The organism is Aeromonas sp. 5HA1 (genome assembly GCF_029237245.1).
Lineage (GTDB): Bacteria > Pseudomonadota > Gammaproteobacteria > Enterobacterales > Aeromonadaceae > Aeromonas > Aeromonas salmonicida.
Map to the genome: position 1 here is coordinate 22711 of NZ_JAACFW010000005.1, position 19014 is coordinate 41724.

Annotated in this window: 16 protein-coding genes and 1 pseudogene; 9 read left to right on the forward strand and 8 right to left on the reverse strand. The window is 61.1% G+C overall.

The features are described 5' to 3' along the window. Positions 1-47: 47 nt before the first annotated feature. From sucC to GWQ27_RS06125, 4 genes and pseudogenes are all read left to right on the forward strand, one after another. Positions 48-1214: an ADP-forming succinate--CoA ligase subunit beta gene (gene sucC, locus GWQ27_RS06110; protein ID WP_021140443.1), complete on the forward strand. Its 1167-nt coding sequence runs from the start codon at positions 48-50 to the stop codon at positions 1212-1214. After that, on the forward strand, positions 1214-2086 hold the full coding sequence (gene sucD / locus GWQ27_RS06115; RefSeq protein WP_005310908.1) for a succinate--CoA ligase subunit alpha: 873 nt from the start codon (positions 1214-1216) through the stop codon (positions 2084-2086). The genes sucC and sucD overlap by 1 nt, the downstream gene beginning before the upstream one ends. Before the next feature lie 248 nt (positions 2087-2334). After that, positions 2335-2772, forward strand: a complete 438-nt coding sequence (locus GWQ27_RS06120; protein ID WP_058394505.1) for a YcgN family cysteine cluster protein — start codon at positions 2335-2337, stop codon at positions 2770-2772. A gap of 256 nt (positions 2773-3028) precedes the next feature. After that, a pseudogene (locus GWQ27_RS06125) lies at positions 3029-3190 on the forward strand (IS110 family transposase); the annotation flags it as partial. Between the two features lie 295 nt (positions 3191-3485). Here GWQ27_RS06125 and GWQ27_RS06130 read toward each other — a convergent pair. The 5 genes from GWQ27_RS06130 to GWQ27_RS06150 all read right to left on the reverse strand — a co-directional run bounded on the left by GWQ27_RS06130 (position 3486) and on the right by GWQ27_RS06150 (position 9727). Next, positions 3486-4289: an amonabactin ABC transporter ATP-binding protein gene (locus GWQ27_RS06130; RefSeq protein ID WP_275906913.1), complete on the reverse strand. Its 804-nt coding sequence runs from the start codon at positions 4287-4289 to the stop codon at positions 3486-3488. Continuing rightward, positions 4289-5356 (reverse strand): amonabactin ABC transporter permease subunit 1, encoded by a 1068-nt coding sequence (locus tag GWQ27_RS06135; RefSeq protein WP_034523720.1) that lies wholly within the window; start codon positions 5354-5356, stop codon positions 4289-4291. The genes GWQ27_RS06130 and GWQ27_RS06135 overlap by 1 nt, the downstream gene beginning before the upstream one ends. Positions 5357-5370: 14 nt before the next feature. Further along, positions 5371-6387 (reverse strand): amonabactin ABC transporter permease subunit 2, encoded by a 1017-nt coding sequence (locus tag GWQ27_RS06140; RefSeq protein ID WP_005315288.1) that lies wholly within the window; start codon positions 6385-6387, stop codon positions 5371-5373. Positions 6388-6457: 70 nt separating this feature from the next. Beyond that, complete coding sequence (locus GWQ27_RS06145; protein ID WP_059168040.1) at positions 6458-8431, reverse strand: siderophore amonabactin TonB-dependent receptor; 1974 nt, start codon at positions 8429-8431, stop codon at positions 6458-6460. 57 nt (positions 8432-8488) lie between these two features. After that, complete coding sequence (locus tag GWQ27_RS06150) at positions 8489-9727, reverse strand: siderophore amonabactin export MFS transporter (RefSeq protein ID WP_275906914.1); 1239 nt, start codon at positions 9725-9727, stop codon at positions 8489-8491. A 256-nt stretch (positions 9728-9983) separates the two neighbouring features. Between GWQ27_RS06150 and GWQ27_RS06155 the strand changes: the two genes are divergently transcribed. After that, on the forward strand, positions 9984-10736 hold the full coding sequence (locus GWQ27_RS06155) for a hypothetical protein (protein ID WP_275906915.1): 753 nt from the start codon (positions 9984-9986) through the stop codon (positions 10734-10736). 15 nt (positions 10737-10751) lie between these two features. Here the strand turns inward: GWQ27_RS06155 and GWQ27_RS06160 are convergent, their stop codons facing one another. From GWQ27_RS06160 to GWQ27_RS06170, 3 genes are all read right to left on the reverse strand, one after another. Further along, positions 10752-11213, reverse strand: coding sequence for a DUF2919 domain-containing protein (locus tag GWQ27_RS06160; protein WP_021139146.1), 462 nt, complete (start codon positions 11211-11213; stop codon positions 10752-10754). A 150-nt stretch (positions 11214-11363) separates the two neighbouring features. Beyond that, a complete protein-coding gene (gene corA, locus GWQ27_RS06165; RefSeq protein WP_005315297.1) occupies positions 11364-12311 on the reverse strand; it encodes a magnesium/cobalt transporter CorA in 948 nt (315 codons plus the stop codon). Positions 12312-12680: 369 nt separating this feature from the next. Beyond that, positions 12681-14330, reverse strand: a complete 1650-nt coding sequence (locus GWQ27_RS06170; protein ID WP_275906916.1) for an electron transfer flavoprotein-ubiquinone oxidoreductase — start codon at positions 14328-14330, stop codon at positions 12681-12683. Between the two features lie 126 nt (positions 14331-14456). Here GWQ27_RS06170 and GWQ27_RS06175 point away from each other — a divergent pair, with 126 nt between their 5' ends. The 4 genes from GWQ27_RS06175 (at position 14457) to aroA (ending at position 19001) form a co-directional block, all read left to right on the forward strand. Next, complete coding sequence (locus tag GWQ27_RS06175; protein ID WP_275906917.1) at positions 14457-15209, forward strand: electron transfer flavoprotein subunit beta/FixA family protein; 753 nt, start codon at positions 14457-14459, stop codon at positions 15207-15209. A 94-nt stretch (positions 15210-15303) separates the two neighbouring features. Then, complete coding sequence (locus GWQ27_RS06180; RefSeq protein ID WP_275906918.1) at positions 15304-16233, forward strand: FAD-binding protein; 930 nt, start codon at positions 15304-15306, stop codon at positions 16231-16233. 224 nt (positions 16234-16457) lie between these two features. Beyond that, positions 16458-17546, forward strand: coding sequence for a 3-phosphoserine/phosphohydroxythreonine transaminase (gene serC, locus GWQ27_RS06185; RefSeq protein ID WP_096119376.1), 1089 nt, complete (start codon positions 16458-16460; stop codon positions 17544-17546). A gap of 171 nt (positions 17547-17717) precedes the next feature. Beyond that, a complete protein-coding gene (gene aroA, locus GWQ27_RS06190) occupies positions 17718-19001 on the forward strand; it encodes a 3-phosphoshikimate 1-carboxyvinyltransferase (RefSeq protein WP_058394033.1) in 1284 nt (427 codons plus the stop codon). Positions 19002-19014: the final 13 nt, after the last annotated feature.

Here is a 19014-nt window from a genome sequence, read left to right on the forward strand (position 1 = left end):
AAACACGAGCCCCGGACGGAAATACCTACAACACGGATAGAGCATCTATGAATCTGCATGAATATCAGGCAAAAAAGCTGTTTGCCGAGTATGGCCTGCCGGTCTCCGAAGGTTATGCCTGTGCAACCCCGCAGGAAGCGGCCGAAGCGGCCGATAAAATTGGCGGCACCACCTGGGTCGTCAAGTGCCAGGTCCACGCCGGTGGCCGCGGTAAAGCGGGCGGTGTCAAGCTGGCCAAGAGCAAGGACGAGATCCGCGCTTTTGCCCAGAACTGGCTCGGCAAGAACCTGGTGACCTATCAGACTGACGCCAACGGTCAGCCGGTGACCAAGATCCTGGTGGAATCCTGCACCGACATCGCCAAGGAGCTCTATCTGGGCGCCGTGGTCGATCGTGGCAGCCGTCGCGTGGTCTTCATGGCCTCTACCGAAGGTGGCGTGGATATTGAAAAGATTGCCCACGAAACCCCGGAACTCATTCACAAGGCCGCCATCGATCCCCTGGTGGGCCCGCAGGCCTATCAGGCCCGCGAGCTGGCCTTCAAGCTGGGTCTGGTCGGCGATCAGATCAAGCAGTTCACCAAGATCTTCATGGGTCTGGGCCAGATGTTCCTGGATTGCGACTTCGCGCTGCTGGAAATCAACCCGCTGGTGATCACGACTCAGGGCAACCTGCACTGCCTGGATGGCAAGATCAACATCGATGCCAACGCCCTGTATCGCCAGCCCAAGCTGCGCGAGATGCACGATCCCTCCCAGGATGACCCCCGTGAAGCGCATGCCGCTCAGTGGGAGCTGAACTATGTGGCGCTCGATGGCAACATCGGCTGCATGGTCAACGGCGCGGGTCTGGCCATGGGCACCATGGACATCGTCAATCTGCACGGCGGCTCACCGGCCAACTTCCTGGACGTCGGCGGCGGCGCTACCAAGGAGCGTGTAACCGAGGCGTTCAAGATCATCCTCTCCGACAGCAAGGTGCAGGCCGTACTGGTCAACATTTTCGGCGGCATAGTGCGCTGCGACATGATCGCGGAAGGCATTATCGGCGCGGTCAAGGAAGTGGGGGTCAAAGTGCCCGTGGTAGTGCGTCTGGAAGGCAACAACGCCGAACTGGGTGCTCGTAAACTGGCCGACAGCGGCCTCAATATCATCGCCGCAACGAGTCTGACTGACGCAGCTCAGCAAGTGGTTAAAGCAGCGGAGGCCAAATAATGAGCGTTCTGATCAACAAAGACACCAAGGTGATCTGCCAGGGCTTTACCGGCGGTCAGGGTACCTTCCACTCCGAACAGGCGATTGCTTACGGTACCCAGATGGTCGGCGGCGTGTCGCCAGGCAAGGGTGGCACCACCCACCTGGGCCTGCCGGTGTTCAACACCGTGCGTGATGCGGTTGAAACCACAGGCGCCACCGCTTCCGTCATCTATGTGCCCGCACCCTTCTGCAAAGACGCCATCCTGGAAGCCATCGATGCGGGCATCAAGCTCATCGTCACCATCACCGAAGGCATCCCGACCCTGGACATGCTCGAGGTCAAGGTGAAGCTGCAGGAAACCGGCGTGCGCATGATTGGTCCGAACTGCCCGGGTGTGATCACCCCGGGTGAGTGCAAGATCGGTATCATGCCGGGCCACATTCACAAGCCGGGCAAGGTGGGTATCGTCTCCCGCTCAGGCACCCTGACCTACGAAGCGGTCAAGCAGACCACGGACGAGGGCTTCGGCCAGTCCACCTGTGTCGGTATCGGTGGTGACCCCATCCCGGGTTCCAACTTCATCGACATTCTGGAGATGTTCCAGAACGATCCCAAGACCGAAGCCATCGTGATGATCGGCGAGATCGGCGGCAGCGCCGAGGAAGAAGCGGCGGCCTACATCAAGGCCCACGTCACCAAGCCGGTGGTCTCCTACATAGCAGGCGTCACAGCCCCGGCTGGCAAGCGCATGGGTCATGCGGGCGCCATCATCGCCGGTGGCAAGGGCACGGCAGCAGAGAAATTTGCCGCCCTGGAAGATGCCGGCGTGAAAACCGTGCGTTCCCTTGCCGATATCGGCAAGGCTCTGCGTGAAGTAACCGGCTGGTAAGTTAGTTAGCCTGTTATTTCTGATAGAAAAATGCCGCCCAATGGGCGGCATTTTTTATGGCTGATAAACGTTAGGCTTCACTTCGAACCAACCTACATTATTTTCTGCTTTTTAGGTTGTGGCTGAGCCTGCGAAGCCCAACGCTTACCGCAGACCGTTGCCAACCTTGAAAAATCGGGCCATAAGGCGTATAACCACGCGCTTTACTGGTCTATTTAGCGAGCCCCTCCATGCAGCAAGTCGAGAAAATGCAGCCAACTCCTTTTTGGCAGGAAAAGACCCTGCAGCAGATGACCATGACGGAGTGGGAGTCCCTGTGTGACGGCTGCGGCAAGTGCTGCCTGAACAAGCTCATTGACGAGGACACCGACGAACTGGTGTTCACCAATGTGGCCTGCGATCTGCTCAATACCAAGACCTGCCAGTGTTCCGATTACGGCAACCGCTTCCAGAAAGAGCCTGATTGCCTGCAGATCACATTCGACAAGATTGCCGAGTATGACTGGCTGCCCTCGACCTGTGCCTACCGGTTGCTGGCCGAGGGGCAAACCCTGCCCGAATGGCATCCGCTGATCACCGGCAGTCGCTCCGCCATGCATCAGGCGGGTCAGTCGGTGCGCGGCAAGGTGATACACGAAGCTCATGCCGGTGAGTGGATCGATCACATCATCACCTGGGCGAGTTGAACCCAGGTCAGCCAAGCCGTTATCCGGTCCACAGTGTTGTTGATATGCCGCAGGGGCAGGGGAGTAGTACTCTTCTGCCCCTGCTGCTATCTGGCGGCTTGCCGCGAGCGATACACAGGCTTTGCCTCACCCTGGTCCTCCCTTGCGGGAGAGGGAACCGAGTGCGCTGTGCCTGTGCTCTGGTGGCCAGTCGATGGCGCCCGTTGCGGCTTTTCGCTTCACTGAAAAGAGGGAAGAGACGGGCAGGAGGGTGAAGGCTGCCAAATGGCAAAGTGCGCTGGCGCAGTGGACGCAGCAGTTGATGACACGACAGCCTTCTAATGTGGTGGCCTGTGCGTTGGTCAACAAGCTGGCATGGATCGTATGGGCAGTGCTGGTGAAGGGGGAGGAGTATCGTCCGCCCCCCAATGCTGCCTGAAGGTAAGTAACATATCGCCGAGGTTCCCCGGCGACATGAAGTAACACGCCTGCTTTTGCGATGTTCAGAAAATGATGACGACAGCTGGCCCAAGGGCCTGAGGGTAAACCTAACATAAAAAATAGTCTTCAAGACTGACGGTTTTTTTGAGGTCCCTCAGGCGCGGCTCACATCATGGATCGGGCATGATAGCCCACCAAGAATTCGGATAGATTAGAGCAAGCCTGCGCTTTCAGTACTCATCATCAATCTGGCCTTGCAAAGTTCAGGCTGACCATAGATTTTTATCCTGTGTTCAGGCTTGCTGCTGCATGGCAAAGGCCTGTGGGCGGCGGCGCGGCACTATGATGGGGGCGCCATCGACGGGGGCGTGCAGTATGTCCACGTCCGTCTGGTAGAGGCGGTCGATGAGGGGCTTGGTTACCACCTCGCGAGCCGGGCCCATGGCCTGGATCTTGCCCTCGCCAATGGCGATCAGCTCGTCGCAGTAGCGAGCGGCGGTGGCGAGATCGTGGATGACGATGAGCACTGTCTTGCCCTCGGCGGTGATCTGGTGGATGGCCTCCATCACTTCCGTCTGGTGGCCGATATCCAGCGCGCTGGTGGGTTCATCCAGCAAGATGATGTCAGCATCCTGGGCCAGCACCATGGCCAGCCACACTCGCTGGGCCTGGCCGCCGGAGAGGGAGCTGGCGCTCTGTTGCAAGATGTCGCCAAGCTGCATCCGCTCGCAGGCCCAGCGCACCATGCGGGCATCCTCTTCACTCCACTGATTGAACCAGCCCTGATGGGGATGGCGGCCGTACTGCACCAGCTGCTCGACCTGAATGCCGGCGGGCACCAAGGGGCGCTGGGGCAGGTAGGCAAGCTCCCGGGCCAGCGCCTTCATGCCGTAACTCTCCAGCGGTTTGCCCTTGAGCAGTATCTCACCGGATTGGGGTTGCTCCTGGCCGGCCAGCAGCTTGAGCAGGGTGGATTTGCCGCCGCCATTGGGGCCGACGATGCCGACCAGCTTGCCCTTGGGAATGGTGAAGGAGATGTCGTTGAAGACGGGCTTTTGCTGATAGCCGAAGTGGAGGCGATTTAGGGTGAGGGTCATCAGTCGGTTCTCTGTCTGTCTTTGATCAGAATAAACAGCAGCAGTATGCCGCCAAGAATACGGGTCATGATGCCGGTGGCGACCTCATGGGGGCTGGCCAGCACTCGCACCAGGGTGTCGCTCGCCAGCAGCAGCAGGGCGCCACACAGGGCGGCAATCCACAGCGGCACTATGCGATCCCGGCTCATCCAGGAGGCGAGTATGGGGGCCGCCATGGCGATGAACACCACAGGACCGCCGATGGCGGTGCCAAGGGCCGCCACTACGATGGCTTGGGCCAGCACGCCGAGCTGCACCCGGTTGACGTTCACCCCCAGGCTCTGTGCGGTGACAGGGCCCAGACGCAGCACGCCCAGGGCGCGGGAGAGATAAATGATCCAGGGGCAGACCAGCAGGATCAGGATCCCCACAGGCACCACTGTGCCGTAGCCCTGGCCGACGAAGTTGCCCATGTTCCACAGGTAGAGGCTGGTGAGGTGCACCAGCGACTGGGTGGACATGACGAACTGGCCGATGGCGTTCATCAGCTCGGAGACGCCGATACCGATCACCACGAACAGATAGCCCTGCTCCCCCGGCTTGTTGCACAGGGCATAGAGCACGACGGCGGCAAACAGGGCACCAAGGGGCGCGGCCCACCATGGCCAGCTGCCGAGAGTGAGGTAGAGGGAGAAGGCGATGATGGCCAGCGACGCCCCCTCGTTGACCCCTATCATGTCCGGGGTGGCGAGGCGGTTGCGAATGAGGGTCTGCACCAGGCAGCCGGAGAGGCCCATGGCGGCGCCTGCCACCAAGACGGCGACGATGCGCGGCAGCCTGATCTTGAAGACAGTCACCTCATCGAGCCGGCTCCCCTCGCCAAGCAGGGTTTGCACTACCCCCAGCATGGTGAGTTTGCTTGAGCCCAGGGTCAGCGCCAGCAGGGAGAGCAACGCCAGTGTGAGCACCAACCCCAGCGTGATAAGCCAGGCGCGGCGGTGCAGCAGCAGGGTGCGTTCACCCAGTCGCAGGCAGAGGGTGCCGGAGGGGAGAGAAGCGTTCAGCGATGTGTTCATTGGATTGTTCATGAGGCAGGGCGACCTTATTTGACGGCCAGCAGGGAGCGGAAGCCGCCGCTGCGCACCACCATGATGAGCACGGGGGCACCGATCAGCGCCAGGATCACGCCGTTGGGCAGCTCGAACGGCTGGATCAGCCAGCGGGCCAGTATGTCGGCACCGAGCAGGAACAGCACACCAAACAGGGCGGAGAAACGCACCTGGATGGCGAGGCGCACCGGCTCCACCAGACGGGCGCAGTAGGCGGCCAGAAAGCCGACGAAGCCGATGGGGCCGGCGATGGCAATGGCACAGGCAGTAAACAGGGTGGCGGCCAGCAGCACACCGATCCGCACCCGGGTCGGCCGTATGCCGAGGGCCTGGGCCTGGTTGTCTCCCATCTGCATCAGGGTGAGCTGGCGGCAGAGCGCCAGGGTCAGCAGCAGACCGGCCAGGGCGAAGGGCACCACGGTGAGCACGGCGTCGAGATCCGAGGCCGCCAGAGACCCCAGGTTCCAGAAGCGGAACTGCTCCAGCACCACCTTGTTGGAGAGCAGCAGGAAGTTGGAGAGGCCGCCAAAGGTGGCGGAGAGGGCGACCCCCACCAGGATGAGCTTGAGCGGATTGGAGCGACCCACCATCAGGCCCAGGCCCAGAACTATGAGGTTGCCAAGCAGGGCACCCATGCCGGACCAGAGCAGATAACCGTAGGCCGATTCAACGCCAAAATAGGTCAGCCCTATCACCAGGGCGAAGACGGCGCCGGCGTTGACGCCGAGCAGGCCGGGCTCGGCCAGTGGATTGCGGGTGGCGCTTTGCAGCATGGATGCCGCCAGCGCGAGACAGACGCCCACCACCAGGGCACACAGGGTGCGGGGCAGACGCAGGGTATGAATGATCATGGCGAGCTTTTCGTCGGCCATGAGGGCGGGATCGCCCAGCAAAAATCCGGCGACCTCGCGGCCACCATAGACACCGGCCCCCGTGGCCAGTGACAGACAGATCAGCATGAACAGGAGAACAACTCCCAGCCAGAACAGCTGTGTTTGGTGTCTGAGCACCCGGATACTCCTTATTGTCGAGGCGATAAAAACGGAAAAAGGGAGCCCGCTTGGGCTCCCGAACGGGGGATTACAGCTTGTAATTCACCCCGGCATAGACGGTGCGACCTTCCAGAATGAAGTCGGCGTCGGTGGCGACCTGGTCACGCTGGGTGTTGGTCAGGTTGGTGATGCCGAGTTTGAAGTCGAGCGCCGGCGTGACTTTCCAGTTGGTGTTGAGGTCCAGGGTCTGATAGTGCTTGGACTTGAGCGCCTGGGAGTTGTGCATCGGCACCTTGATGAACTGGCTGCCCACGTATTGCCAGGCCAGGTTGGTGCTGACGATCTCGGTGGCTTGCCAATCCAGGCTGAGGTTGCCGGTGTGATCCGGGGTCTTGGCCAGATCGTCGCCCGTGCTCTTGTCTTGGGAATCCAGCAGGCTCCAGTTGCCGGTCAGCTTGACGTTGTCCAGTACATCGACCCAGCCGGTCAGCTCCAGCCCTTTCACCCGTGCCTTCTTGACGTTGAGGTAGGTCATGACGGTCGGACGGTAGCCCGGGCCCCACTGATCGCTCTGGATCAGATCTTCGATGTCGTTGTGGAAGCCGGTCACACCTGCGCCGAAACGCTCACTCTCGTAGGCGGTGCCCAGCTCATAGCTGACGGCGGTTTCCGGTTTCAGGTTCGGGTTGCCGACCACCTTGCAGGCGCCACGGCAGGCGGTGGTGGCGAAGCCTTCGCTGGACTGGGCCAGGGTCGGTGCTTTGAACGCCTTGCCGGCGCCACCCTTGATCACCCACTCGTCGCTCAGTTTGTAGAGCGCATAGGCGCGCGGGCTGAACTCGTTGCCATAGGTTTCGTGGTGGTCGAGGCGGCCGGAGAGGGTCAGCGCCAGATCCCCCAGGCTGAATTCGTCCTGCAGATAGAGGGCGCTCTGGCTCGCATCCACGCTGCCGTTGGTGATGCTGCGGCTGTGCTCCAGCTCGGTCTTGCGCATCTCGGCACCCGAGGTCAGCAGGTGATCCCCCAGATAGCCGCTCAGCTGGCCATCGACCGTGTGGTTGGTCTGGGTGACATCGGCGGCGCCGCCATTGAGCTGGGAGTCATCCATCAGATCCGTCTGCTCGAAGTAGTAGCGGGCGCGGCTGTCGAAGTGTTCCCAACGGCCGTTGTGGGTCAGCCCCAGGCTCAGGCGATCGAGTTTTTGCACGTTGTGCGGGGTGGCCGGTGCGGTCGGGGCACGGGGCACGTTGTTGAAGTAGCTGTCCATGTCGTTCTGGTTGTAGCCCAGATCGAAATCGATGTCCTGGTTGTCACTGACCAGCCATTTCAGGCTGGAGAGCACATTGACCACTTCCCGTTTTTCCAGCGCATCGGCATCCAGGTTGTTGGACTGATCGCTGTGCCAGCGGTCACGCTGGTAGCCTTCCACCACCACGCTGCCCAGCAGCTTGTTGTCGATGAGGGCACCGGAGACAAAGGCGCTGCCCTGGTTGGCATCGCCACCGTCGCCCTTGGTGGGCATGGAGTGGGTGTAGCCGAAGGCCGCTTCCGTCTTCTCCTTGGCCTGGCGCAGGATCACGTTGACCACGCCGCCCAAGGCATCGGCACCGTACAGGGAGGAGACGGGGCCACGGATCACTTCGATGCGCTCTATGGCCGCCATGGGGATGGAGCTCAAGTCGAAGTCATTGCCAAAGGAGCTGCCCAGGGTCTCGCGGGCGTTGACCCGTTTGCCGTTGATCAGCAGCAGTGTGTAGTCGCCGCCCATGCCGCGGATCTTGATCTCGCTGCGACCTGTGGGGTTGGTGCCTATGATGTTGACACCCGGGACATGCTTGAGGGCATCGCCTATGTTGTTGGCGTTCATCTTGTCCAGATCGGCGCGGGTCACAACAGAGACGCTGGCCGGGGCGGACAGTTCCGTGTGCTTGGTCTGGGTGGCGGTGACCACCATGGTCTCGTTGGCTTTGGGCAACTCGGCCTGGGCCAGGCCCGGCAGGGCAAACAGACCGAGGGAGAGCAAAATCGGGTTCAAGCGAAATACGCCAGGCTGCAACTGCATAGTCAAAACTCCATGAATAAAACAGAGGTTATGGGGTCCGGCTCTGGGGCCGGTGGCTCACTGACTTCCCTGTCTGGCCGTACCAGACGCGGGGTTATTGTTATTCCTTGTCTGCGCCAGTCCCTTGAGCAGGAGCCAGACGCCACCACAGGCCAGCAGGCTGCAGGCAATATTGATCCAGGCAAGCCCTGCAAAGCCGTGCAGGGCACCAGTGCTGTCCGAGAAGAGATACCTGGCCGAGATCAGGCTGCCGAGACCCGCCGCCACATTGGTCACTGTGCCCTGAAAAGACATGAAGGCGGCGCGCTGATGGGGGGCCGGAATGGCTGCCGTGATGGCGAGTGTGGTGCTGGATCGTGCCGAGCTCAGCGCCATGAAGAGGGTAAACAACAGATAGACGGGCACGCCAACGGGGGCGGCGAAGCCGAGCAGGGTGATCAGGGCCAGCAACAGGCTGGTGATCAGAATGGCGGCCAGCGACCGGCCCTTATCGATCCAGCCACCGCACAGCCGCATGGTCGCCATGCTGGCAAGGCCGCCACACAGGTAGAGTGCGGCGATCTGCTCGCGGGGGAAGGCGAGGTTGAACTGGAAGTAGTTGGCAAAATGCGGGATCAGCAGGAAATGACCGAACATCTGCAAAGAGAGAATGAGCAGGGCGCCCTGGCAGAGCGGCGATCCCAGCAGCTGGCGCAGCCCGCTACCCTGGGGAGAACGGGTGACCGGCAGGGAGGGCAGCAGCAGGGCGCACAGCAGCGCCAGCAGCAGGCCGCCAGCACCGAACAGCAGGAAGGGGCTCTGCCAGCCGAGCCACTGGGCCAGGATGAGGGCAATAGGTACTATCAGGATGGCGGCCAGCGAGAACGCCATCCCCACATAGGCGAGGCGGCGGCCCCGCTCGGCCGGAGGAACAAGGTCCAGCACGGCGGCCATCAGGATGGCGGAAAGGGGCCCGGCCACGCAGCCGGACAGTATGAACAGCATCAGCAGCTGCTGGCTGTTCTGGACCAGGGCGCAAGCCATCAGCAGCAAGAAGCGCAGGGTCAGCAGTACCAGCAGGGCGGGTTTGCGGTTGACGCGATCGAGCCAGGGGGCGGCGATGAGGCCCATCAGGGCCGCGCCAAGGGTAGCGCCGCCACTGAAATAACCGGTTTGCTCCGGTTGCATGCTGAGGCTGATGACCAGATCCGGCCCAAGGGGCATCACCATCATCATGCTGCCCATGGAGAGCATGTTGATCAGCATCGCCAGATGGATGGCAGCAGGGGTATTGGTGACGGCGTTTGCTGGCTTCATCAGAAGTGGGCTCGAAAAAATGAGTCCGAATTGTATCCGAGCGATTTTTGTGTGACAACAAATGGTAATCATTTTTATTTGTGTTATTTAATCTATCTCCATCCTTTCCGCTCGCAGGCTGCCAAGGGGGGCGCTCCGGCCCATGCCGCCATTGCCCCTGGGGTGCAAAGTCATTGAAAAGCGAGGCAGATGGATCATGATGGTGATAGCCAGACTGGCAGAGGCGGTGAGCCGGGCTTCCGGACAGGAGAGAGAGATGAAAAGGTGGTGTTGGAGCGGGATCTTGTTGCTGTGGGGGCTCTGGTGCCTGCCGCTGCGGGCCGAGGTCAAGGTGATCCCGGTATTCGAGGCCGAGGCCATGGTGCAGACCCTCAAGGAGATCTACCCGGACCTCGGGGTGAGTGCCATGGGCAACCAGCTGGTGCTGAGCGGCAGTGCGGCCCAGTTGCAGGAGGCCGACGCGACCCTGGCCAAACTCAACCAGCCGCCCCAGAGCCTGCTTGTCGAATGGCGGGTGGATGGTGCCTCAAGCGGTCAGCATATAGAGGCTGGTATCGGTGGTGATGCGGCCAAACGACAATGGATGCTTGAGGGCAATGCCCGGCAATACCAGCGCAGCCAGAACGACAGCTGGCAGGTGCGCGGCCTGTCGGGGCGGCCCGTGTTGCTGCAGATGGGCTCCTACCAGCCGGTCACCTTCTATCAGTGGCGCGGTGGTCAGGTGGTGGGCTTGATACCGCTCATCAACGGTCTCTACGCCACCGCTACCCTGATAGGGGACAGGGTGCAGATAGCGCTCAGCAGCGAGCAGGCCAGACTGGAGCAAGGCACCCTCACCACGGGGCAGAGCGCCACCGAGGTGAGCGGTGCCCCGGGTCAGTGGCTGACTGTAGGGGAGTTATCCACCAATTCGGCCGGGCAAGGGAGCAGCCTGGGTACCCAGTTGCAGGGAGGCCACAGTTCTCAGAGCGATCGCCAGACCCTGCAGATCCGAGTCACTCGTCAATGAGTGACCCCTGCATGCTCAGTGAGGTTGATCGGCCGCGTATTCGCGGATCTGGCGGCTGCGCAGCAGATACCAGAGTGCCCAGAGGCTGCCGATCAGCACCAGGGCGGTGGGCCAGCTGAACGACCATTTCTGCAGGTTGAGGCTGTGCAGCTGCATCACCAGGCCGCTGATGGTGGAGCAGAGCAAGAGGCCGCGGCTGTGGCGTCTGAGCCAGGCGCGCACGCTGTCAGTCTGCTGATAGGTGCCGCCAAAGGCGAGCAGTGCCAGCATGGCGGGCACGTCGGTCAGCAGGCTGATGTAGAGGCTGATCTTGTCCGGATAGAAGAGGGTCAGGATCTCGCTGCCGCTCTCGCGGGTGACCCCGGCCATCAGAAACAGCCAGACCGAGCGGGTCAGCAAGAGGGCGATGGGCCAAAACCAGAGGGGAGGGCGCAACTGGCCGTGATCGTCATATCTGTGTTCGGGGTAGAGGGTCATGGTCGCCCGTTATCGCCTGGGTTGTGCAAATGATGAAGAGGATATGGGGCAGAGTGGCGCCCTTTGCAAGGCGTGCCGGGTGACACGAATTAATCGGGGGGCCAGTGCCCCCCAATCCATCGTCTCTTTTTATCGCACTTTCTGGCGGCGTTACAGCCAGCCCTTGCGCTTGAAGAAGAGGCCTGTGCCGAGGGATGACATCACCATCAGCACCAGCGACATGGGATAGCCATACTCCCAGGCCAGCTCCGGCATACGACCGAAGTTCATGCCGTAGATGCTGGCGATCAGGGTGGGCGGCAGGAAAATTACGGCGGCCACCGAGAAGATCTTGATCACCTTGTTCTGCTCCAGATTGGTGACCCCCATGGAGGCCTCCAGCTGGAAGTTGATCTTGTCGAACAGGAACTGGGTGTGGGGCAAGAGGGACTCTACGTCGTGCAGCATCTCGTCGATCCACTTGTTCTGCTCGCCCGTCATGCGCTGGCGCAGGCTGCGTTTGAGAAAGCGCAGGGCGCGGCGGGTATCGTGCAGGGAGAGACGGATCTGGCCGTTGGCCTCTTCCTGCGCCATCAACTCCTTGAGCATGGGATTGATCTGATCCGGCTCGAAGATTTGATCGGCGGTGTTTTCCAGGGTCTTGTAACCGTCTTCGATGAGATCCGAGAGGTACTCCACCTTGAGGTTCTGCACTTCCAGCAGTATGTCGAGGGCATCCTCCACTTCCAGCCTGTCTTGGCGCATGTAGTGGCGCAGCAGGCGCACCAGGCCGATGTCATCCTCGCGGATGCTGATCAGCAGGTTGTTGCGCAGGGTAAAGGAGACGTGGACACCCTTGGTGTCACGACCGATCCGCTGGGGAAACAGGGAGTGAATGTGCAGACCATCGGTATCCCAGTAAAAGCGGGCGGATGCTTCGATGTCGTCCAGCTCTTCCTTGTCGGGGACCTCTTCCAGAAACAGGCCGGTCAACCATTCTCGCTCCGCCGTGTCCGGCTTGTAGGCATCCAGCCAGACGGTGTTGTCAGGCAGTATGTCGTCAGGCCCGAGCGTGACTATGTCCAGTACCTTGTTATTGAGAATGTAGGCGGTGATCATCTGTCCCCCCTTAAAAAGTCGTGGGTCATCAGGGATGGTTGCACAGGTCATGCGGCCTTAGATCGCGTAGAAAGCGATCCCGTGGATAAGCGAAACGGGCCGATGGAAAACCTGAATGCGGCGAACTATACAGGGGCGGGGAGCGCTTGTCAGGGCCTATTCATCCTAGGTTCAGCCTGTTCGCTCAAAAAAACAGCGAGGTCGGATCAGCGGATCCGGCCGCGAAAGTGACTGCCTGTTCACTGCCGTATTGTGCAAAGTGCCCACTCGGGGGGACAGGCATCACCTATTGGGATAGTTGGGTCCTGACCCTCCCTGCGGTGGTGTTCAGACGGTCTGGTAGCTCTGTGATCGCAATGCTCCCACCCGTCACATATTGGGATAGTTGGGTCCTGACCCTCCCTGCGGTGGTGTCCAGATGATGTTTTGGCTCGGATCCTTGATGTCGCAGGTCTTGCAGTGAATGCAGTTGGCCGCGTTGATCTGCAAGTAAGGCTGGCTCTCGCTCTCCACTATCTCGAACACCCCGGCCGGGCAGTAGCGCTGGGCGGGCTCGGCCCAGGTGGGCAGGTTGACCGTCACTGGGATACTCGCGTCCTGCAACGTGAGGTGGCAGGGCTGATCCTCATCGTGGCTGGTGTTGGCGAGATAAACAGAAGAGAGCTTGTCAAAGCTGAGTTTGCCGTCCGGTTTGGGATAGCTGATGGGCTGACAACGGCTGGCCATGCGCAGCTGACGGTAGTCAGGCTCCTTGTCCAACAGGGTGATAGAGTCCAGCAGAGGGAAGGAGGCACCCCGCTGCTCCAGCCAGTTGAAGGCGCCGCCGAGCCAGGGGCCCCAACGATGCAGGGCCGCCCCAAAGTTGCGGGCGGTTTTGAGCTCCTGCCCCAGCCAGCTTTGTTGCAGCGCATCCTGATACTCGGCCAGATCCCGGCCACCCTCATCACCGCCGCGCAGCGTCATGGCGACGGTTTTCGCCGCCAGCATCCCCGACTTCATGGCGGTGTGGATACCCTTGATGCGGGAAAAATCCAGGGTGCCGGCGTCGCAGCCGATCAAGAGACCACCGGGGAAGTGCATGCGGGGCAGGGAGTGCCAGCCGCCCTTGGTGATGGCGCGGGCGCCGTAGCTGATGCGCTCGCCCCCCAGCAGAGTCTGTGCGATGAGGGGATGGTGCTTGAGGCGCTGGAACTCGTCGAACGGGCTGAGCCAGGGGTTGCTGTAGTTGAGATCGACAATCAGCCCGACCGCCACCTGATTGCCATCCATATGATAGAGGTAGAAGCCGCCCTGGCTCTTGCCGGTGCGCAGCCCGGCCAGTGGCCAGCCGCTGCCGTGCAGCACCTGGCCCGGTTTGGCCTGGCCAGGGGGGACTTGCCACAGCTCCTTGAAACCGATGGCGTAATGCTGGGGCTGGGCGCTGTTTTCCAGATTGAACTCGGCGATTAACTGCTTGCCCAGATGGCCGCGGGCACCTTCGGCAAACAGGGTGTAGCGACCATGGAGCGCCATGCCGGGCACGTGATCCGATTTGGGATTGCCCGCTCTGTCCAGCCCGAGATCGCCGGTGATCACACCCCGCACCCGTCCCGCTTCCATGATGAGCTCGCTTGCGGTAAAACCCGGGTATATTTCGACTCCCAGCTGCTCGGCCTGTTGACCGAGCCAGCGGCAGAGGTTGCCCAGGCTCAGAATATGGCTGCCATCGTTGTGCATGCGCGGCGGCACGGCCCAGTGGGGCAGTTGCAGGGCGCGACGTGCATTTTGCAACAGATGAACCTGATCATCGTTGACGGGGATGCCAAGGGGCGCCTGCTGCCAGCTGTCCGGCAACAGCTCCTTGAGGGCGACGGGATCGAACAGGGCGCCAGAGAGCAGATGGGCGCCGATTTCCGCTCCTTTTTCCAGCACGCAGACCGAGAGATCGGCATTGTGCTGCTTCAGGGCGATGGCTGCACTGAGTCCTGCGGGGCCGCCACCGACGATGACGACATCAAATTCCATTGCTTCGCGTTCCATCTTGCCTCTGCGCTCGACTTGGCCTAGGGTAGTGCTGGTAGTTTACGTAAACGTAAAGTAATTGTAAGCAAAAAAATGCGAGGGTTCGTCAATGGATTCACTCAAGAAAAGCGAGGGATGCGCGTCATGAAGCTGCTGGTCGCGATCAAACGGGTAGTCGACTACAACGTCAAGATCCGGGTGAAGGGAGACGGCTCCAACGTGGAGCTTGCCAATGTGAAGATGGGTATCAACCCGTTCTGTGAAATCGCGGTGGAGGAAGGAGTTCGGCTGCGGGAAGCCGGTATCGCAAGCGAGCTGGTGGTGGTGACCTTCGGACCTGAGGCGGCCGCCGAGCAGCTGCGCCATGCCCTGGCGCTGGGGGCGGATCGGGCCCTTCACTATGTGACCGATGAGACGCTCACTCCGCTGACGGTTGCTCGCGCCCTGCAAAAGGTGTGTGAGCAGGAGCAGCCATCACTGGTGCTGCTCGGCAAGCAGTCCATCGATTCTGACAACAACCAGGTGGGCCAGATGCTCTCGGCCCTCACCGACTGGCCGCTGGCCACCTTTGTCTCTGCCATCAAGCTGGTGGAGGGGGAGTTGCAGGTGACCCGCGAAATCGACGGCGGCCTGGAGACCCTCGGCATGCCCTTGCCTGCCGTGGTGACGGTGGATCTGCGCCTGAACGAGCCCCGCTTTGCATCGCTTCCCAACATCATGAAAGCCAAGCGCAAGCCACTCGAGAGTCCCCCCTTCGCGACCCTTGGCGTCGAACCTGCCGGCCACACCCGGCTGCTCGGTGTGATGGCGCCAGCCGTGCGCAGTGCCGGCATCAAGGTCGGCTCTGTGGACGAATTGCTGGATAAACTCAGGAACGAAGCCAAGGTGCTGCCATGAGCATCCTGGTCATGATGGAACATATCGGGTGTCGCCCCCTGGCTGGGATAAGGGCTGGCGCGGTGGAAAGAGTCGCTAACGATAAGGTGCAGCCATGAGCGTACTGGTTATTGCTGAACATCATCAGGGCAAGCTTGCCGACAATGTGGCCCAACTGGTCACGGCAGCGGGCCAGCTCGGCGGCGAGGTGCATCTGTTGCTGCTGGGCCAGGGACTGACCGAGGCGGGCGAGCAGGGTGCCAGCCTGCAAGGAGTGGACAGGGTGCTGCTGGCCGAGCATCCCATGTTGGCGGAAGGGTTGAACGACGGCGTCGATCCCCTGCTGTCTGATATTGCACGGGACTATCAGCACTGCCTGATGGCGGCGAGCACCCAGGGCAAGGATATGTTGCCCCGGGTAGCGGCACGGCTCGGGATGGAGATGCTCTCCGAGGTGATTGGCATAGAGAGTGGCGATACCTTCCTGCGCCCCATCTATGCGGGCAACGCCATTGCCAGGGTGGCGAGCTCGGCCCCCATCAAGGTGCTGACCATCAGGCCGACCGCCTTTGCCAAAGCCGAGTTCGGGACTGGGCAGGCTGCGGTTGAGCGGCTGCAGGTGGCCGATGTGGCATGTCGTATCCGTCTGGTCGAGCGCCGCGCCGTGTTGTCCGTCAGGCCGGAACTCGCGGCTGCACGGGTCGTGGTCTCCGGCGGACGGGCCCTTGGCTCCAAGGCGCAGTTTGCCCTGATCGAGGCACTGGCCGACAAGCTGGGCGGGGCGGTGGGGGCCTCGCGCGCCGCCGTTGACGCCGGTTTTGTGGCCAACGATCTGCAGGTGGGTCAGACCGGCAAGGTGGTCGCTCCCGAGCTCTATATCGCGGTCGGCATCTCGGGGGCCATCCAGCATCTGGCGGGCATGAAGGAGTCGAAGGTGATAGTGGCCATCAACAAGGACAGCGAGGCCCCCATTTTCCAGGTGGCTGACTACGGTCTGGTGGGGGATCTGTTCACCCTGCTGCCCGAGCTCACCGCCAAACTCTGATCTTGTCTGCAATGGGGGCTTGCTGCTTTGGATGTGTGCAAAGCCCCATTTCCATGCACATTCCCCGCAAGCCCTGACCCGTTCAGGGCTTTTTCGATGGCAGCCCGACTTGACCCGGGTGACAAAAGCTTGAGCCAGCTCCCAAAAAGCCTTTGATCCCGGGGCGGCTCTTGTGTAAAACCAGACAAGTCATCGATTACTCTCATCCACTCACGGAAAGCGTCATGAGCAAACAGATTTACAACTTCTGCGCCGGCCCAGCCATGTTGCCGGTTGAAGTCATGGAGCGCGCCCAGCGCGAATTTTGTAATTTTCAGGGGCTGGGAGCCTCGGTCATGGAGCTGTCCCATCGCGGCAAGCCTTATATGGCGGTCGCCGAGAAGGCCGAAGCCGATCTGCGCGACTTGCTGGCGGTGCCGGACAACTACAAGGTGCTCTTCATGCACGGTGGTGGTCGCGGCCAGTTCTCCGCCGTACCCATGAATCTGCTGGGAGGCGCGAACAAGAAGGCTGACTTCCTGCTGACCGGTGTCTGGTCCCAGAGTGCCGTGGATGAAGCCCGCAAGTATGGTGATATCCAGACGGTGCAAGGGGTTGCCAAGAACGAGCAGGGGATCTCCCAGTTGCTGCAGAGCCCGGCGTTTCGCGCCGATGCAGCCTATGTGCACTACTGCCCGAACGAAACCATTGATGGCATAGAGATGTTCGACATCCCGGCCACCGGCGATGTGCCCCTGGTCGCCGATCTCTCCTCTACCATCCTCTCCCGTCCCATGGATGTGAGCCGTTTTGGGGTCATCTACGCCGGAGCCCAGAAGAACATAGGCCCGTCAGGGCTGGCCATCGCCATCGTACGTGACGATCTGCTGAACCAGGCGAGAGCCGACGTGCCCTCGATTTTTGACTACCAGCTCACTGCCAAGAACGACTCCATGTTCAACACCCCGCCCACCTACGCCTGGTATCTGGCCGGTCTGGTGTTCGAGTGGCTCAAAGAACAGGGCGGGCTCGAGGCGATGGCCGCGCGCAACAAGGCGAAGGCCGATTTCCTCTACGGCTACCTCGACGATTCCAGCTTCTACGGCAACAAGGTGGATGTCAGCTGCCGTTCCCGTATGAACATACCTTTCCAGCTGAAAAATGACGCCCTGGACAAGCAGTTCCTGGCCGAGTCCGAAGCCGCCGGTCTGTTGGCCCTGAAAGGGCACCGCATCGTCGGTGGCATGCGCGCCAGCCTCTATAACGCCATGCCGCTGGAAGGGGTCAAGGCCCTGGTGAGCTTTATGGATGGCTTTGCCAAGCGCCACGGCTGAGGCGTTTTTCCCCGATTGCAGGCGCCGGGGACTCCCCGGCGTCTGTTTTTTCAGTGGATCCTGATCGGCCGCGAGTCTGGCCCGCTTTTGTGCCACGCGCGGTCTTGCCGAGCAAGGCGCGGGCTGCTAACGTCCGGTCAGGTGATTTAATTGAGATAGTACAGGAAGTCTATGAATTCGTTGCGTTTGGAACCCATTTCTCGTGTGGCCGGTGAGGTCAATCTGCCCGGCTCCAAGAGCGTATCCAATCGGGCTTTGTTGCTGGCGGCCCTTGCCCGTGGCACCACCCGGCTGACCAATCTGCTCGACAGCGATGATATTCGTCATATGCTGGCGGCGCTGACCCAGCTCGGGGTCAAGTACAAGCTTTCCGCCGACAAGACAGAGTGCACAGTGCACGGTCTGGGTCGCAGCTTTGCGGTATCGGCACCGGTCAATCTGTTCCTCGGCAATGCCGGTACTGCCATGCGTCCCCTCTGTGCGGCCCTGTGTCTGGGATCCGGTGAATACATGCTGGGTGGTGAACCCAGGATGGAGGAGCGTCCCATCGGCCATCTGGTGGATGCCTTGCGTGAAGCAGGTGCCCATATCCAGTACCTGAAAAAAGATGGTTATCCGCCGCTGGTGGTGGATGCCAAGGGTCTCTGGGGCGGTGACGTACACGTCGATGGGTCCGTCTCCAGCCAGTTCCTGACGGCGTTTTTGATGGCGGCGCCCATGGCGGCCGGTGATACCCGTATCCACATCAAGGGGGAGCTGGTCTCCAAGCCCTACATCGACATCACGTTGCACATCATGAAACAGTTCGGTGTGGTCATCGAGCACGACAACTACAAGCTGTTCTACATCAAGGGCAACCAGAGTTATGTCAGTCCGGGTGACTTCCTGGTGGAAGGGGACGCTTCCAGCGCCTCTTACTTCCTCGCGGCAGGTGCCATCAAGGGCAAGGTGCGGGTGACCGGCATCGGCAAGCACAGCATTCAGGGCGATATCCACTTCGCCGACGTGCTGGAGAAGATGGGTGCCCGCATCACCTGGGGTGACGACTTCATCGAGGCAGAGCAAGGCCCGCTGCACGGCGTCGACATGGACATGAACCATATTCCGGATGCGGCCATGACCATAGCGGTCGCGGCACTGTTTGCCGAGGGGCCCACCTCCATTCGCAACATCTACAACTGGCGGGTGAAGGAGACGGATCGTCTGCACGCCATGGCCACCGAGCTGCGCAAGCTGGGTGTGGAGGTGGAGGAGGGACATGACTTCATCACCGTGACCCCGCCGACCCAGCTCAAGCACGCCGAGATCGACACCTACAACGATCACCGCATCGCCATGTGCTTCTCCCTGGTGGCGCTGTCCGATACCGCCGTCACCATCAATGATCCGGGTTGTACTTCCAAGACCTTCCCGGACTACTTCGACAAGCTTGCCGACATCAGTCAGGCTGTTTGATCTCTTGAGGCCC

What these genes read in the sequence shown, in the direction of transcription:
- GWQ27_RS06150 (WP_275906914.1), bottom strand. Translation starts at nt 9,727, where the DNA reads ATGAAGCCAGCAAACGCCGTCACCAATACCCCTGCTGCCATCCATCTG.
- GWQ27_RS06175 (WP_275906917.1), top strand. Translation starts at nt 14,457, where the DNA reads ATGAAGCTGCTGGTCGCGATCAAACGGGTAGTCGACTACAACGTCAAG.
- sucC (WP_021140443.1), top strand. Translation starts at nt 48, where the DNA reads ATGAATCTGCATGAATATCAGGCAAAAAAGCTGTTTGCCGAGTATGGC.
- corA (WP_005315297.1), bottom strand. Translation starts at nt 12,311, where the DNA reads ATGATCACCGCCTACATTCTCAATAACAAGGTACTGGACATAGTCACG.
- aroA (WP_058394033.1), top strand. Translation starts at nt 17,718, where the DNA reads ATGAATTCGTTGCGTTTGGAACCCATTTCTCGTGTGGCCGGTGAGGTC.
- GWQ27_RS06130 (WP_275906913.1), bottom strand. Translation starts at nt 4,289, where the DNA reads ATGACCCTCACCCTAAATCGCCTCCACTTCGGCTATCAGCAAAAGCCC.
- GWQ27_RS06120 (WP_058394505.1), top strand. Translation starts at nt 2,335, where the DNA reads ATGCAGCCAACTCCTTTTTGGCAGGAAAAGACCCTGCAGCAGATGACC.
- GWQ27_RS06170 (WP_275906916.1), bottom strand. Translation starts at nt 14,330, where the DNA reads ATGGAACGCGAAGCAATGGAATTTGATGTCGTCATCGTCGGTGGCGGC.
- GWQ27_RS06155 (WP_275906915.1), top strand. Translation starts at nt 9,984, where the DNA reads ATGAAAAGGTGGTGTTGGAGCGGGATCTTGTTGCTGTGGGGGCTCTGG.
- sucD (WP_005310908.1), top strand. Translation starts at nt 1,214, where the DNA reads ATGAGCGTTCTGATCAACAAAGACACCAAGGTGATCTGCCAGGGCTTT.
- serC (WP_096119376.1), top strand. Translation starts at nt 16,458, where the DNA reads ATGAGCAAACAGATTTACAACTTCTGCGCCGGCCCAGCCATGTTGCCG.
- GWQ27_RS06145 (WP_059168040.1), bottom strand. Translation starts at nt 8,431, where the DNA reads ATGCAGTTGCAGCCTGGCGTATTTCGCTTGAACCCGATTTTGCTCTCC.
- GWQ27_RS06180 (WP_275906918.1), top strand. Translation starts at nt 15,304, where the DNA reads ATGAGCGTACTGGTTATTGCTGAACATCATCAGGGCAAGCTTGCCGAC.
- GWQ27_RS06135 (WP_034523720.1), bottom strand. Translation starts at nt 5,356, where the DNA reads ATGAACAATCCAATGAACACATCGCTGAACGCTTCTCTCCCCTCCGGC.
- GWQ27_RS06160 (WP_021139146.1), bottom strand. Translation starts at nt 11,213, where the DNA reads ATGACCCTCTACCCCGAACACAGATATGACGATCACGGCCAGTTGCGC.